Source organism: Mycobacterium sp. NGS27, from assembly GCF_059813005.1.
Map to the genome: position 1 here is coordinate 831,526 of NZ_JCALDT010000001.1, position 15,482 is coordinate 847,007.

15 protein-coding genes are annotated in these 15,482 nt (G+C 65.9%); 9 read left to right on the forward strand and 6 right to left on the reverse strand.

Annotated features, from left to right (window positions below):
- Positions 1-3: 3 nt before the first annotated feature.
- Entirely contained in the window at positions 4-1,494 is a 1,491-nt protein-coding gene (locus AC5Y30_RS03645) for an FAD-dependent oxidoreductase (RefSeq protein WP_499916366.1), read from the reverse strand.
- Between the two features lie 62 nt (positions 1,495-1,556).
- Positions 1,557-2,336, reverse strand: a complete 780-nt coding sequence (locus AC5Y30_RS03650; RefSeq protein WP_499916368.1) for a hypothetical protein — start codon at positions 2,334-2,336, stop codon at positions 1,557-1,559.
- A 156-nt stretch (positions 2,337-2,492) separates the two neighbouring features.
- Here AC5Y30_RS03650 and AC5Y30_RS03655 point away from each other — a divergent pair, with 156 nt between their 5' ends.
- The 3 genes from AC5Y30_RS03655 (at position 2,493) to katG (ending at position 6,603) form a co-directional block, all read left to right on the forward strand.
- Entirely contained in the window at positions 2,493-3,776 is a 1,284-nt protein-coding gene (locus AC5Y30_RS03655; protein ID WP_499916370.1) for a L,D-transpeptidase, read from the forward strand.
- A gap of 95 nt (positions 3,777-3,871) precedes the next feature.
- Positions 3,872-4,312 (forward strand): Fur family transcriptional regulator, encoded by a 441-nt coding sequence (locus AC5Y30_RS03660; RefSeq protein ID WP_499916372.1) that lies wholly within the window; start codon positions 3,872-3,874, stop codon positions 4,310-4,312.
- A 50-nt stretch (positions 4,313-4,362) separates the two neighbouring features.
- Positions 4,363-6,603: a catalase/peroxidase HPI gene (gene katG / locus AC5Y30_RS03665; RefSeq protein WP_499916374.1), complete on the forward strand. Its 2,241-nt coding sequence runs from the start codon at positions 4,363-4,365 to the stop codon at positions 6,601-6,603.
- Positions 6,604-6,764: 161 nt separating this feature from the next.
- Here the strand turns inward: katG and AC5Y30_RS03670 are convergent, their stop codons facing one another.
- The gene (locus AC5Y30_RS03670; RefSeq protein ID WP_499916376.1) at positions 6,765-7,571 is read right to left on the reverse strand and encodes a DUF1906 domain-containing protein; all 807 of its coding nucleotides are present in this window, start codon (positions 7,569-7,571) and stop codon (positions 6,765-6,767) included.
- A 312-nt stretch (positions 7,572-7,883) separates the two neighbouring features.
- On the opposite strand from AC5Y30_RS03670, the gene manT reads away from it, so the two are divergent.
- The 3 genes from manT to mmpH are packed head-to-tail and all read left to right on the forward strand — an operon-like array spanning position 7,884 to position 10,949.
- Positions 7,884-9,134 carry an MMP alpha-(1->4)-mannosyltransferase gene (manT, locus tag AC5Y30_RS03675; RefSeq protein WP_499916378.1) on the forward strand — a complete coding sequence of 417 codons (1,251 nt, stop codon included), beginning with the start codon at positions 7,884-7,886 and terminating at the stop codon, positions 9,132-9,134.
- Entirely contained in the window at positions 9,128-9,886 is a 759-nt protein-coding gene (locus AC5Y30_RS03680) for a class I SAM-dependent methyltransferase (RefSeq protein ID WP_499916380.1), read from the forward strand. Before manT ends, AC5Y30_RS03680 begins: the two co-directional genes overlap by 7 nt.
- On the forward strand, positions 9,873-10,949 hold the full coding sequence (gene mmpH / locus AC5Y30_RS03685) for an MMP endo-(1,4)-3-O-methyl-alpha-D-mannosidase (RefSeq protein WP_499916381.1): 1,077 nt from the start codon (positions 9,873-9,875) through the stop codon (positions 10,947-10,949). The genes AC5Y30_RS03680 and mmpH overlap by 14 nt, the downstream gene beginning before the upstream one ends.
- Positions 10,950-10,953: 4 nt before the next feature.
- Here the strand turns inward: mmpH and AC5Y30_RS03690 are convergent, their stop codons facing one another.
- The gene (locus AC5Y30_RS03690) at positions 10,954-11,616 is read right to left on the reverse strand and encodes a class I SAM-dependent methyltransferase (protein WP_499916383.1); all 663 of its coding nucleotides are present in this window, start codon (positions 11,614-11,616) and stop codon (positions 10,954-10,956) included.
- Positions 11,617-11,741: 125 nt separating this feature from the next.
- Here AC5Y30_RS03690 and AC5Y30_RS03695 point away from each other — a divergent pair, with 125 nt between their 5' ends.
- Entirely contained in the window at positions 11,742-12,434 is a 693-nt protein-coding gene (locus tag AC5Y30_RS03695) for a cutinase family protein (RefSeq protein WP_499916385.1), read from the forward strand.
- A 51-nt stretch (positions 12,435-12,485) separates the two neighbouring features.
- Positions 12,486-13,127 carry a carboxymuconolactone decarboxylase family protein gene (locus tag AC5Y30_RS03700; RefSeq protein ID WP_499916387.1) on the forward strand — a complete coding sequence of 214 codons (642 nt, stop codon included), beginning with the start codon at positions 12,486-12,488 and terminating at the stop codon, positions 13,125-13,127.
- Positions 13,128-13,277: 150 nt separating this feature from the next.
- Here AC5Y30_RS03700 and AC5Y30_RS03705 read toward each other — a convergent pair whose 3' ends face one another.
- Positions 13,278-13,493, reverse strand: a complete 216-nt coding sequence (locus AC5Y30_RS03705; protein ID WP_499916803.1) for a hypothetical protein — start codon at positions 13,491-13,493, stop codon at positions 13,278-13,280.
- Positions 13,494-13,742: 249 nt separating this feature from the next.
- Between AC5Y30_RS03705 and AC5Y30_RS03710 the strand changes: the two genes are divergently transcribed.
- Positions 13,743-14,591, forward strand: a complete 849-nt coding sequence (locus AC5Y30_RS03710) for a glycoside hydrolase family 16 protein (protein ID WP_499916388.1) — start codon at positions 13,743-13,745, stop codon at positions 14,589-14,591.
- Between the two features lie 29 nt (positions 14,592-14,620).
- On the opposite strand, the gene AC5Y30_RS03715 is transcribed toward AC5Y30_RS03710, so the two are convergent.
- Positions 14,621-15,463, reverse strand: coding sequence for a class I SAM-dependent methyltransferase (locus AC5Y30_RS03715; RefSeq protein WP_499916389.1), 843 nt, complete (start codon positions 15,461-15,463; stop codon positions 14,621-14,623).
- Between the last annotated feature and the right edge of the window lie 19 nt (positions 15,464-15,482).

Here is a 15,482-nt window from a genome sequence, read left to right on the forward strand (position 1 = left end):
GGTCTAGGCGGTGAGGTCGCGGGTGGCCGGCCCTTCCAGCAGGGTGCCGTCGGGCGCGAACCGTGACCCGTGCAGCGGACACTCCCACGCGTTGTCGGCGTCGTTCCAGTTGACGATCCCGCCCAGGTGCGGGCAGACAGGTGAGACGCGGTGCTCGGTCCCGTCGACGCGGCAGCGGGCCTCCAGACGCCACGGCGGGCCACTCACCACCCCGCCTTCGCCGTCGACCGGGCTGCGGCGGTGCGTGCGGATCGCCGGCGTGATCCACCCTTTCGTCAGGTTGAAGCCGACCTCGAGGTTGGCCTGCAAGGCCGTCGTCAGGCCCGTCAGCTCGTGCGGACTCCAGCTGGCGAACGCGCGGGCCCAATCCATCCGCCCACCCAGGATGCGACTCGACAGCGCCAACGCCGCAGCGGGACCGTTGGTCATCCCCCACTTGTTGAAACCCGTTGCGATGAAGATGCTTTCGTTGTTCGGCAGGATGGGGCCCACATAGGGCAGATGGTCGATGGGCGTGTAGTCCTGCGCCGACCAGAAATGGGTCTGCACCGCACCCGGGTAATGCTTGCGGGTCCACGTCGACAGCTCGTTCAGCGCCTGGGACGGACTCTTCTCCCGGCCCACGGTGTGGCCGGCGCCGCCCACGATCAGCCGCTCCCCGTCCGCGACCGGCGCGTAGCGCACCGAACGCGTCGGCGAGTCGGTGGAGATCATCATCGGCCGGGTGATGTTGCCCGGAACCTTGAACGCCAAGCAGTAGGACCGGCTCGGCTTCACCCGCGCGAAATAGCCGCCGCGATCCAGGATCGGGATGCCCGTCGCGAGCACCAGCTGGCCGGCCTGAAGTTCGACGTCTCGCTGGGCGGCGTCGTTGACGTGCACGCGCACCTTCTTGCCGCGCCAAGAGACCCGCCGCACCCGCGTGTGCTCGATTAGCCGCCCACCGCGACCGAGCAGCTCGACGACCAACGAGTCGAGGAATGACATCGGGTCGAACTGCGCCTGGTCGGCCAGCCGCACACCGCCGTGATAGGCGAACGGCACGTCGGCATCGTCGTCCCACACCGCCGGCAGACCGACCGCTTGACACGCCGCGAGTTCGGCTCGCGCCCTCGGGACTCCCCGCACCGACTGGGCGTAGGTGTAGGCATCCTCGCGCTGCACGGCCACGCCGTTCGCCTCGCAGTGGTCCAGCAACCACTCCTGGCCCTCACGATTGCCGTCGACGTATGCGCGTGCCACGTCCTTGCCATGCCGCGGCAGCACCTTGGAGAGCTGGCTGCCCTGCAGCAGGCTGATCTTGGCGGTGGTGTTGCCGGTCGCGCACGCCCCCACCGTGCGCGCCTCCAGCACCAGCACGTCCTTGCCCGCGCGGGCCAGCAGGACCGCTGTCATCAGGCCGGTGATGCCGGCGCCCACGACGATGACATCGGCGGACCCGGACTCTTGGTCAAGCTGGCTTGAGGCCCAAGGCTGTTCGGTTCGTTCGGTCATCCATAAAGAAGTCACGGCTTTGCTGATACCCCGGCCGGGCGCGGGGAAACGCTCCGCCGGATTCAGGCCCGTTTCAATCGGTTCGTTGCCTCGGTCACAGCTTTCGTAGCGGCCCGACGGGCTTGCTGGGCCTTGGCATAGTCCCTTTCGGCACCCTTGAGGTCCTGCTCGGCCGCCCGCAGTGCCCTTGCCGCGGCGTCGCGGCGCTGTTGGGCGGAATCCCGCTCGGCTTGTCGCTCGGCCACCAGGTCGTCGGCCTCTGCTTTGGCGCGCTCCGCGGTGGCAAGGGCCGCGCTCAGTTTTTCGCGCCGTCGCTGCCCCGGCGTGATCCGCCGCTTCGCCGGTTCGCTGGATGAGTCCCCCGCTTCCGGCGCCGCGTCGCCGAAGGCGCCGAAGCCCGACCACTGCTCGGGCCGGGTCAGCCTCCCGAGCCGTTCGCCGATCCGCGGGTCGGCGATGGCGGCTTGCAGCGTGCCGGTCAGGCCTTCGCGCACGGTCGCCGACGGTTGCGTCAGGTCGGCCGCCTGCAGCGCCTTGCGGGTGAGTTCGTCGATGAGCTTGTGTTGCTCGGCTGACAAGTCCCGGATGCGGCCGCCGTCCATCGCCGAGTGCGCGGCGCGCAATCGCTTACCGAGATCGGCCAGCCGCTGCCGAGTGTCGGCGTGCCGCAGAGCCAGCCGGTTGATGACCCACGCCGCCGTCGTCGGCTTGTTAATGCCGGAAATCCGTTTGGCGGCCGCGTCGTCGCCGCGTTCCTTCGCCGCGGCGGCCAACCGGGCGCGTTCCGCGGTGAACTCCTTCGGCGGCACGTCATAGAGGCCGTCGAGTTCCTCATCGACCATGCAGCCATGATCTCTCGCGGAAGCCGGTTGCAGGCCCGCGTCATCCCGGGCGGTTTGAAAACCGCATGTCGCGGGATACCTCATCTACAACATCGACTTCGCCGGGGCAGGATTCTCAGGCCTGCGAGAACCAGAAAGCAGGGATTCGGCAGCTTCATGATGTCCAAGAACAGCGATCAGCTCGCCGGCCGAATCCTGCGGGTCAGTCGGCCTCGCCGACTCTTGCTTGCGGTCTGCGTGATCGTCGCTGCGGTGGCCGCGATATACGTTGCGACCTCACATTGCCTGGGCGGTCACTGCGGGCAGGGCGGCGCGCCCGCGAAAACCGCTGGGCCAGCCCAAATAACGATCACTCCTAGCGCCGACGCGCATGACGTCGACCCGGTCGCCCCGGTCACGGTCAAAGCCGACAACGGGACGCTGACAAGCGTCGACATGGTCAACGAGAGCGGCAAACCGATCGAGGGCGTCATGACGCCGGACAACGCGGTGTGGAAGCCCACCGTCCCACTGGGCTACGGGCGCACCTACACGCTGACGATCACCAGCAGCGGTGTCGGCGGTGTTGCGGCCAAACAGGTTTCGTCGTTCTCCACGCTGAAACCGTCCAACCAGACCAAGGTGTCGTTCACCACCACGTCGGAAGCCGCGTTGCGCGACGGCGGCACCTACGGTGTCGGAACGGTGATCGTGGCGCACTTCGATGAGAAGATCGCCGATCGTGCCGCCGCCGAGCGGCAGCTGTCGGTGACCACCGACCCCAAAGTAGAGGGTTCCTGGTATTGGGTCGACGATCAGAACGCGCACTGGCGGCCCGAGCATTACTACGCGCCGGGCACAAACGTCACCGCCGAGGCGAAGATCTACGGAATAGCCCTGGGCGATGGCCTATTCGGGCAAGACGACACCAAGGTGTCGTTCCGTATCGGCGATGCGCACGTCTCGATCGCCGACGACGCGACCCATCAGGTCAGCGTCTTCAGCAACGGGAACCTGCAACGCACGATGCCTACGTCCATGGGAATGGGCGGCACCGAAAACGTCGGCGGCAAGGCGATCTCGCTGTGGACCCCCTCCGGGATCTACACCGTTTTGGACAAGGGCAATCCCGTCATCATGGACTCCTCGACCTTCGGCCTGCCCAAGAATTCCAGACTCGGATACCGCGAGACCATCAACTGGGCCACCAAGATCAGCAGCGACGGCATATATCTGCACGAGCTCGACGCGACGGTATGGGCTCAGGGACACCGCGACACGTCGCACGGCTGCCTGAACCTCAATGCCGACAACGCGAAATGGTTCTTCGACTTTTCGGTACCCGGGGACGTCGTCGAGGTTCGCAACAGCGGCGGACCTCCTCTGACGTTGGCGCAGAACGGCGACTGGACGCTCAGCTGGGACCAGTGGCGCAAAGGCAGCGCGCTGAAGCCGACCTGACGTTCGCGTGAGCTAGCTCATTCGTAACCCGAAGTTGTGCCCCACTTCACAATAAAGTCTTGACTCGTTCCAGATAAGTGCGTCATATTGGTGGCGTGTCGTCGACGGCCGATTACGCGGATAGGTTGCGGATGGCCGATTTGCGGGTGACGCGGCCCAGGGTTGCCGTGCTGGAAGTCGTCGACGCCAATCCGCACGCCGACACCGAAACGATCTTTTCGGCCGTCAGAGTCGGCCTCCCCGAGGTCTCGCGCCAAGCCGTCTATGACGTTCTCAACGCGCTGACCACCGTGGGCCTGGTTCGGCGCATCCAGCCCCTGGGCATGGTGGCGCGCTACGAATCGCGCGTCGGCGACAACCACCACCACGTCGTCTGCCGCTCCTGCGGGATCATCGCCGACATCGACTGCGCCGTCGGCGACGCTCCGTGTCTGACGCCCTCGGACGACGACAACGTTCTTGATGGCTTCGTACTCGACGAGGCCGAAGTCATCTACTGGGGCCTGTGTGCCGACTGCTCGGCCACAGGTTCTTAGATCACAGCCCGTGATCGCAGCCCGATTCACCCACCCTCGAAAGGAATGCTGTGTCATCTGATACATCCGCAAGCCGCCCACCAAACCCCGACGCCGGGTCGGCAAGCACGAGCGAAAGCGAAAACCCAGCAATCCCTTCGCCGCAACCGAAGTCGAACGCTCCACGGACGAACCAGGACTGGTGGCCCAACCAGGTCGACGTGTCACGCCTGCATCCGCATGTCGCGCAGTCCAATCCTCTCGGTGAGGACTTCGACTATGCCGAGGAGTTCGCCAAGCTCGATGTCGAGGCGCTCAAGGCCGACATGATCAAGCTGCTGACGACCTCGCAGGATTGGTGGCCCGCCGACTACGGCCACTACGGCGGCCTGTTCATCCGGATGAGCTGGCACGCCGCCGGCACCTACCGCATCTATGACGGTCGCGGTGGTGGCGGCCAGGGCATGCAGCGCTTCGCCCCGCTCAACAGCTGGCCCGACAACGCGAGCCTGGATAAGGCGCGCAGGCTTCTGTGGCCGTTGAAGAAGAAGTACGGCAACAAGATCTCCTGGGCGGATCTGCTGCTCTTCGCGGGAAACACGGCGCTGGAATCGATGGGATTCAAGACGTTTGGCTTCGCCTTCGGCCGCGAAGACGTGTGGGAGCCCGAAGAGATCCTCTTCGGTGAAGAGGAAGAATGGTTGGGCACCGACAAGCGTTACTCGGGCGAACGCGACCTCGCGCAGCCCTACGGTGCCACCACCATGGGTCTGATCTACGTGAATCCCGAAGGCCCCGAAGGCAAGCCGGACCCGATCGCGGCCGCGATCGACATCCGCGAGACCTTTGGCCGGATGGCGATGAACGACGAGGAGACCGCCGCTCTTATCGTCGGCGGCCACAGCTTCGGCAAGACCCACGGCGCCGGTGACGCCGACCTGGTCGGCCCCGAGCCGGAAGCCGCCCCGATCGAACAGCAGGGGCTGGGCTGGAAGAGCTCGTTCGGAAGCGGCAAGGGCAAGGACGCCATCACCAGCGGCCTCGAGGTCGTCTGGACGCCGACGCCTACCAAGTGGGACAACTCCTTCTTGGAGACGCTGTACGGCTACGAGTGGGAGCTGACCAAGAGCCCCGCCGGGGCCTGGCAGTTCACCGCCAAGGACGGCGCCGGCGCGGGGACCATCCCCGACCCATTCGGTGGGCCGGGGCGCGCCCCGACGATGCTGGTCACCGACATCTCGTTGCGGGAGAGCCCGATTTACCGCGACATCACCCGGCGCTGGCTCGACCACCCCGAGGAGCTGGCCGACGCCTTCGCCAAGGCGTGGTACAAGCTGCTGCATCGCGACATGGGGCCGGTCTCCCGCTTCCTGGGGCCCTGGATTCCCGAGCCGCAGCTGTGGCAGGACCCGGTGCCGGCCGTCGAGCACGCGCTCGTCGACGAGAAGGACATCGCCGACCTGAAGAGCAAGGTGCTCGCGTCCGGTCTCTCCATCCCACAGCTGGTCAAGACGTCCTGGTCCGCGGCGATCAGCTACCGCAACACCGACAAGCGTGGCGGTCCCAACGGCGGGCGGCTTCGCCTCGAGCCGCAGCGGAGCTGGGAGGTCAACGAGCCGTCCGAACTGGACAAGGTGCTGCCCGTCCTGGAGCAGATCCAGCAGGACTTCAACGCCTCGGCTTCCGACGGCAAGAAGATCTCGATCGCCGACCTGATCGTGCTGGCGGGTTCCGCGGCGGTCGAGAAGGCCGCCAAGGACGCGGGCTACGAGATCGCGGTGCACTTCGCCCCCGGGCGAACCGACGCGTCTCAGGAGGCCACCGACGTGGAAGCCGCCGCGGTGCTCGAACCACGGGCCGACGGGTTCCGCAACTACGCGCGGCCGGGTGAAAAGGCCCCGCTCGAGCAGCTGTTGCTGGACCGGGCGTACCTGTTGGGTGTGACCGGCCCCGAGTTGACGGTGCTGGTCGGCGGGCTGCGTGCCCTGGGCGCCAACCACGGCGGCAGCAAGCACGGTGTGTTCACCGACCGGCCGGGCGCGTTGACGAACGACTTCTTCGTCAACCTGCTCGACATGAACACCGAGTGGAAGGCGTCGGAGACCGCGGAGAACGTCTACGAAGGGCACGACCGGGCCTCCGGGGCGCTCAAGTGGACCGCGACCCCGACTGATCTTGTCTTCGGCTCGAACTCGGTGTTGCGCGCATTGGCCGAGGTCTATGCCCAGGACGACGCGCACGGCAAGTTCGTCGAGGACTTCGTCGCCGCGTGGGTGAAGGTCATGAACAACGACCGGTTCGACCTCAAGTAATTTCCCGGATACCGAACGACGCCCCGCGGGTCATCGGCCCCGCGGGGCGTCGCTTCTTTGGTGATGCTTCGTTCGGTGATCTCGCGACACTTAAACCACGCACACGACACGCCGCAATCGGTCGCAGTGGTTTATTTCTCGTGTAGAAGAGGGACGTCGGGTCAGCGGGCGAGATCCCACTGGCCGAAGTCGGCGGCGAGGACGTCGTCGACATCGACATTGATGCCACCCAGCAGCGGGCCCGGATTCCCCGGGCTGTTGACGACCGTTTGGTAGAGCACCGCCGCGGGTTCGCGATCGCCGTGCGACCAGGCCCTCGTCTGCCACGCCCATTGGTGTCCGGCGCTCGTGGACGGGCCGATGACGCCGTCTCTGATCGCCCACCCGCACACCTGGGCATCCCCGTAGATGCCGGTGCGGCCCACGCCCAACACCGAGTTGATTCCCCGAAACCATTGCACCGCAAGCGTATTCCACGTGTTGGAGTCGATGGCGTCATCGACGCTGAAAAAGATAGGGGCCGAATTCGGGCCTCCCGCCGCGGAGTGCAACTGCATGGCGCTATGGGCGTCGGCCACGCCGCCGTCGTACCCGCGCGTGAGATCCGACGGGTCCGGCCAGCCGGGCTTGCCGTACTGAAAGTTGCTGACGATCTGCAGCCCCGCCGCGCGCAGCGCGTCGGCGTAGTCCTTTGTCAGCGGTTTGGCCTCGAAGTTGGCGCCCGGCCGCGACAGCGACACGTAATTCACCACGCCGTCGTAGCCTGCCGACTTGATCTCGTCCGGGGCGATCCTGCGCTCGGCGAAATCGATCAGCTGCATGCCCGCGGCTGACGCCGTAGGGGCGCCGGGGCCTTGGACCAGCGCGCCCAGGCTCACCAGGGCCGGGGTCAAGGCGGCGTATCTGAGGACGTCGCGCCGCGAAGGCGATCGCTGATCGCCCCCGACCCGTCCGGCCGAATCCCGCACCGCGCGATGGTAACAAAAGCCCGCAGCGTCTTTAGGCCGATCTTCGCCGGTCAACCCGCCGGCACCGCGCGTTCGAAGCCGACCGGCCGAGAAGAAAGCGGCCGCTGACCAGTGGCATGATCTTTGCGTGTCGGACATCCCGAAGGTCGCCTGCGCACGGGACGGCGGATCTCGGCCTCGTTGCGCTCGATTAGGTGATCGAACTATAGTCTGGACACATGTCCAATTTGCTGTCACGGAGTTCGGGAGCCCGTTGACCGCGATGTATTCGGCGCCAATCCGCGGTCATTTTCCAGCAAAGAAGAGTTGAGTATGCGAATTGCCCTGCTGTCCTACCGTAGTAAGACCCATTGCGGCGGACAGGGCGTCTACGTGCGCCATCTCAGCCACGGCCTGGTCGAACTCGGTCACGACGTCGAGGTGTTTTCCGGGCAGCCGTATCCTGACCTGCTCGATCCGCGGGTCCGGCTCACCGAGGTGCCGAGCCTTGATCTGTACCGGGAACCGGACCCTTTCCGGGTGCCGCGGCCCAGCGAGATTAGAGACTCCATCGACCTCCTGGAATTGCTCACCACCTGGACCGCGGGATTTCCCGAACCGCGGACGTTCACGATGCGGGCCGCGCGGTTACTTGCCCAGCGGACAACGGATTTCGACGTCGTACACGACAATCAGAGCCTGGGCACCGGACTGCTCAGCATCGCCGAGGCGGAGCTTCCCGTCGTCGCCACCGTGCACCACCCGATCACCCGGGATCGGGTGCTGGACCTGGCCGCCGCACGATGGTGGCGAAAGCCGTTGGTGCGCCGCTGGTATGGGTTCTTGGACATGCAGCAGGAGGTCGCCCGGCACATCCCCGACCTGTTGACCGTCTCGTCATCGTCGGCCGCGGACATCATCGCCGACTTCGGCGTCGAACCGGAGCAACTCCATGTCGTCCCGCTGGGGGTCAACACCGAGCTGTTCAAACCGGGTTCCGGTCCCCGCGAGCCCGGGCGCATCATCGCGATCGCCAGCGCGGATACCCCGCTGAAGGGCGTCCGCACCCTGCTGCAGGCGGTCGCCCGGTTGCGCACTGTCCGGGACCTCGAGTTGCGGTTGGTCGCCAAGGTGGAGCCGAATGGCCCGACCCACAAACTCATCGCCGAACTCGGGATCTCCGACATCGTGCACATCACCAGCGGGCTGTCCGACGCCGAGTTGGCCGCTTTGTTCGCGTCCGCGGAAGTGGCCTGCATTCCCTCGCTTTACGAAGGGTTTTCGCTGCCCGCGGTGGAAGCCATGGCCAGTGGCACCCCGATCGTCGCCAGCCGGGTCGGAGCGCTGCCGGAAGTCCTTGGGACGGACGGTGCCTGCGCCGAACTGGTTCCGCCCGCCGACGTGGATGCGCTGACCAGCGCGCTCGGTGAACTGCTCGACTCCCCGGAAAAGCGCCGCAGCCTCGGCAAGGCGGGCCGCGCTCGTGCCGTCAACGTCTTCAGCTGGGAAGCCGTGGCCGCTCAGACCGTGCGGGTGTACGAGCGGGCGATCGCACGCAGCGCGCAGAGCGGAGCGTCATGCTGACCGTCGATTTCGACCGGCTCGGAATCGGACCGTCGACCAAGGTCATCGACGTCGGATGCGGTGCCGGCCGGCATGCCTTCGAGGCGTATCGGCGTGGCGCCGACGTCGTCGCCTTCGATCATGACGAGGCCGAATTGCGTTCGGTCGAGACCATCTTGCGCGCGATGGCCGAAACCGGCGAGGCACCCGCTGGGGCGTCTGCGACGGTGGTCGTCGGTGACGCGCTGAAGTTGCCCTACGCCGACCAGACGTTCGACTGCGTCATCGCGTCGGAGATCCTGGAGCACATTCCTCAGGACGACGTGGCGATCGCCGAGCTCATCAGGGTGCTCAAAGTCGGTGGCACGCTGGCCGTCAGCGTACCGCGGTGGCTGCCAGAGCAGGTGTGCTGGATGCTGTCCGACGAGTACCACAGCAACGAGGGCGGCCACGTACGCATCTACCGGGCCAGTGAATTGCGCGGCAAGATCTCCGACTGCGGAATGGAATTGACGCACACCCACCACGCCCACGCGCTGCACTCCCCCTTCTGGTGGCTCAAATGCGCTGTCGGTGTGCAAAACGCCGACCACCGTGCGGTCACCGCCTACCACAAGCTGCTGGTGTGGGACCTGATGCAGCGGCCAAAGGTCACCCAGTTGGCGGAGTCGCTACTCAATCCGCTGGTGGGCAAGAGCGTAGCCATGTACTTCGTCAAACGGCAGGAGGCGAAAAGCCAAGTGACTGAAGAGTATTCAGTTGCATCGGTCTAACCCGCCCGCAGTTCCGGGTGTCCTGACTCCCGAACAATGCCGACAGACCGCGCGTTCTATCGCCGCCGCACAAGAACCATCGGGCGCCATTCCCTGGTTCGATGGCGGGCACACCGATCCATGGGACCACATCGAGTGCGCCATGGCGCTCACTACCGCCGGACTGCTTGAGCCGGCGCGCGCGGCCTTCGAGTGGAGCCGCCACACGCAGCGTCCCGATGGCTCGTGGCCCATCCAGTTTCGCGCCGGCGCCGTCGAAGACGCCAACAGCGACAGCAACTTCTGCGCGTACATCGGCGCCGGTGTGTGGCATCACGTGCTGGTTACCGGTGATGAGTCGTTCGGCATCGAGATGTGGCCGGTGGTGCACAAAGCGATCGACTTCGTCATCGACATGCAAGTCGGCTATGGCGAGATCGGTTGGGCGCGCAGCGAATCCGGTGTGCTGCCGGAAGCGTTGCTGACCGGATGCTCCAGCATTTTCCACAGCATCCGATGCGCGCTTGCCTTGGCAGCTCTGGTCGGAGATCCGCAGCCGGAGTGGGAGTTGGCGCTGGGCCGCCTGGGTCATGCCATCTCCGCGCACCCCGAGGCGTTCACCGAAAAGGACCGCTACTCGATGGACTGGTACTACCCCATCCTCGGTAGCGCACTGCGCGGGCCGGCGGCGGCCGCGCGCATCAGGCAGCGGTGGGAAGCGTTCGTGGTCGACGGCCTGGGCATCCGGTGTGTCGGCGATCGTCCGTGGGTGACCGGTGCCGAAACCTGCGAGCTGGTGATGGCGCTGGACGCGATCGGACACCACGCAGATGCGCACCGGCAGTTCGCCGCGATGCAGCATCTTCGCGAAGGCGACGGATCGTATTGGACGGGACTGGTTTTCGCCGACGGCAAGCGCTGGCCCGAGGAGCGCACCACCTGGACTGGCGCGGCGATGATCCTGGCGGCGGACGCCCTGTCGAACACGACTGGCGGCGCGGGAATCTTCCGCGGCGACGAGCTGCCGTTGGGCCTGCAGACCGACTTCGATTGCGAATGCGTCGGCACCGGCCCAGGCCGGTGACTCGCTAGACCTGTCCCCCCGGCCGGCCGCTGACACGTTCGAGCAACCTCAGCGATCCCGTCGCTGATACCTCCCGGAACTGCCCGGAATCGAGTGCGCGACAGTAGATGTAATACGGTGGCCGCCCGCCGTCCTTCGGGTCGGGAAACACGTCGTGGATGACCAGTGCCCCACCGGTGTCGACCCACTTGGCCCAGCCGTCGAAGTCCTGGTTCGCGGCCGCTTCGCTGTGGCCGCCGTCGATGAACAGAAACTGCAGCGGTGCGCGCCATGCCCGCGCCACCAGCGGTGACTTGCCGACGATCGCGACGACGTGGTCGTCCAGTCGGGCGGTGTCGAGCGCACGACGAAACGTCGGCAACGTGTCGAACAATCCCGTCACGTCGTCCACCATCGACGCGTCGTGATATTCCCACCCGGCCTGGTGCTCCTCGGAGCCGTGATGGTGGTCGACCGTGTAGAGCACGCTGCCGGTTTGTTGCGCCGCTGCGCCCAGCAAAAGGGTGGATTTGCCGCAGTACGTGCCGATCTCGACGCCGATTCCGCCCCCGAGGTACTGCAGCGCCGCGTCGTACAGCGCCCGCCCCTCGTCGGCCGGCATGAAACCTTGGACCTGTTCGGCCAGCGCGAACAAGCGCTCGGGCGCATTCGCGTCGACGTGACTCATCAGCTGAACCTATCGTCTCGCTGGACACCGCCGGCGCCGTGGTCGGTGTTCGCGGTGAGCGATCACCTGCGGTCTGTGCACCGGCTCCCCAGCGCGCGGAGAAGGTTCGCTCTACCATCATCTGCGTGCGCGCCTTGCTTCTCCGCAACTTTGCAGGTGTTGGCCTCGCCGCGGTCACGGCCGCGGCCGCCCTGATGCTGCCCGCCGCGGTGCTTCCCCCCGGGGTGCCGGGGCCGGTCCCATCGGCCGCGGCCGCCAACTGCCCGCCGGTCCAGATCGTGTTCGCCCGCGGCCGTAACGAATCACCCGGCCCAGGCGTGCTGGGGAACGCGTTCATCAGCGATGTGCGCAACAAGGTGAACCGGACCGTTGGCGTGTACGCCGTGCAGTATCCGGCCGACACCGAGGTCGCCCAGGGCGCCAACAACATGAGCCACCACGTCCAGGACATGATCAACAGTTGCCCCGACACCCGCCTGGTGTTGGGCGGATACTCGCTGGGCGCGGCGGTCACCGACGTCGTGCTGGCGGCGCCCATCGGCGCGTTCGGGTTCGACAGCCCGTTGCCGCCCGGCGCCGATCAGCACATCGCCGCCGTCGCGCTGTTCGGCAACGGAAGCCAGTGGGTCGGTCCGATCACCAACTTCAACCCGACCTACAACGACCGGACCATCGAGTTGTGCCACGGCGCGGATCCCGTCTGCAACCCGGCCGACCCGAACACCTGGAAGGAAAACTGGCCACAGCACCTCGCGGGCGCCTACATCGACGCGGGCATGGCCAACCAGGCGGCGGACTTCGTCGCCAGCAAGCTCTGAGCGAGTTGGGCAACGCTTGCACGATCTCGCCGCCAGCCGAGAGGAGACGCAATGCCGCGTCTGAAGCCGATCCCGCGGAGTGACGTCGGCGACGAATTCACGCTGAAGATGTATGACTTCATGTTCGGCGATCGTGATCCGGTGGCCGAGCCGGGCACCATCGGTGGCACCCCCGGCAATTGGTGGACGGTGATGGCGCAGTCACCCGCCGCCCTGCGCCATGCCGTCCGCGGCTTCCGCCTCTATCGCGAAGAGGTCTCCATCCGGGCCGATCACCGGGAATTGGGCCAGATCCGGGCGGGCTGGGTGGTCGGCAGTCAATTCGTGTTCTCGCAGCACTGCAAAGCGTGCCGGTCGGCGGGATTGTCCGAGGAGAAAATTGCGGCAATACCGTCGTGGGAGACCGCCGACTGTTTCGATCACACCGAGAGGTTATTGCTGGCGTACGCGGATTGCCTTGCGGGCCAACATGGTCGGGTACCCGAGCGGTTGTTCGCTCAGTTACGTGAGGTCTTCACCGACACCGAGATACTCGAATTCACTTACACCACCACCATGTACGTAATGCACGCCATCATGTCCCGCGCATTGCGGCTGGAATTCGACGATGTCGACGACCCGGTCGTCGAAATCGACGACCCGAATGGCGGCGGTGTCCTTGACATCGGCGCCGCGACATCCGGAAGTGACTGACATGGGCGGGTCGGCCGCCGTGCGGAGCTGACACAGCTCGACATCGAGCCCGCTAGATATTCGAGGCCTATCCGGCCGGCGATCCGTTGATTGCTCGCGAGTGGGGGTAAGTGCGGCGGGATTGTGGACCGCCGCAATTTAGTGGCGAATTCAGGCGGGCGTATTGCCGCTGGAGTAAAGCTTCAAATTGCGGACCATCGGAACGACCGGGTTACCAGAGGCTGCGGCGCGCTGACGGGCGCGAAATGAAGGATGACGCCGCACTGCGTCATTACGTTCGCGTTCCCGCCGCTGCGCGGCGATCCAGGCCGGATGGGAGTGAAGGAATATAACCGTGCCTTCTGGTGTATTTGCCACGATCGTCACTCCTCTCAGTACCACCCGCAAAAGCTACAACAGTGTGGTTATCGGATCGTGATTCCAGAATGCCCGCCATATCCTGAGACCAAACCATCTGTCAAGATGAGAATTGGCCGTGAATTTGCGAGCGTAATCCGTTGCCACTGCCGTGCTGTCGTCCCTGCTGGTCCGACCGCAATCAGAACCATAGCGACGGGCACCGACAGAATTCCCGTTTTAACCTCAGGCAGGGTGGGCTGCTAGGGTCCCTTGCTTATGCCGGAGATCGATCGCCGCCGCATGATCCTGACAACCGGGATCGGAGTGCTGGCGGCCGCGCTGCCAGGGCCGAAGGCCTGGGCCTACCCGTCCCGACAGGATGAGCCTGCCGGGCGGATACCGCCCCCCGCCGCCCCCAGCGGCCAGGCCGGGTCCTACATCTTTTCCGACGAGTTCGACGGTCCGGCCGGCTCGGCGCCCGACGCTTCCAAGTGGGCGGTGGCCAAAGCCCGCGAGACGATCAAAGATCCCACCTACTGGGAGCTGCCAGAGCACATCGGGCAGTACCGCGACGATCGCCGCAACGTGTTCCTGGACGGCAATTCCAACCTCGTCCTGCGCGCGGCCAAGGATGGCCCCACCTACTTCAGCGGCAAGGTGCAGAGCCTGTGGCGCGGCGGCGTCGGCCACACCTGGGAAACCCGGATCAAGCTGAACTGCCTCACCGCCGGCGCGTGGCCGGCCTACTGGCTGGGCAATGACGATCAGGGCGAGATCGACGTCATGGAGTGGTACGGCAACGGCAGTTGGCCGTCGGCAACCACCGTGCACGCCAAAGCCAACGGCGGCGAGTGGAAGACCCACAACATCGCGGTGGACAGTGCCTGGCACACCTGGCGCTGCCAATGGGATCAGGCCGGCATCCGCTTCTGGAAGGACTATGTCGACGGCGCCGCGCCCTACTTCGACGTGCCGGCGAGCTCGCTGCCGGATTGGCCCTTCAACGGAGCGGGCTACACGGTGTACCCGGTGTTCAACTTGGCGGTGGCCGGTTCCGGCGGCGGCGATCCCGGGTCGGGCAGCTACCCCGCCGACATGCTCGTTGACTGGATCCGCGTCTGGTAGGTATCGCTGCGGGGTAAGCGCTTGAGCCTCTAGTGGGTCAGCAGGGCGACCGCAGACGTGGGTTTGCGGCCTGGCCGGCGCAAATCCGATCGTCGCCACGTGAGTGGCCGCATCAAGACGGGTAAGCGGTGGAGCTTGTTGGCGGTCTCGAGCACCGATTCGGCTTCGACGGTCCGCCAGCCCAGGTCTTCGAAGAAGGCCAGCCCGTTCTCGGGAGCGAATTTGAACGGCGCGTTCTGCGAAATTCCCGCGACGTTCTTGTTGATTCTCCTTTTCAGCCCGGGAAAGGCGAAATCGAGCATCCACCAGGCGACCTCGGGTCGCTGGATCGCACCCGAAAGCGCCGCGACGTCGGAGGTCTCCAGATACATCGACAATCCCTCGGTCAGCACGAAGGCCTTCGTCGCGCCGTCCAGCGCGTCGTTGAGAAACGCGTCTCGGGCCTGCGGGTCGGCGAGGTCGACGGCAGTCCGGGTCAGTCGGCAGTGGGGGGTTTGGTCGGTGAGCGCTTGCGTCTTCTCCGCGAGCAGCTTGGGCAGATCGGCCTCGATCCAGGTGAGCTCGGACGGGAGCTCTAGGCGGTAGGGCCTGGTGTCCAGGCCGGCGGCCAAATTCAGCACGCGATCGCAGCCGTGCGCGAGAGCGTCGGCGATGGCGTCGTCGATCAGCTTGGTGCGTGCGACCAGCCACCAGCCGTTGCGATCGGATCGGGGAAAGTTGTCGACGATCGCGCGGCCGTGTTCACCGGCGAGGCGTTCCGCGAGCGGGTCACGGAACAGCGCATCGGGGCGGGCCGATTCGGTTGCCCTGTGTAACGCCGTCCACCGGGCCGTATCGGAAACATGGGTAATGGTGTGCGATGGACCAGACATACGTTGCGTTATAGCAGTA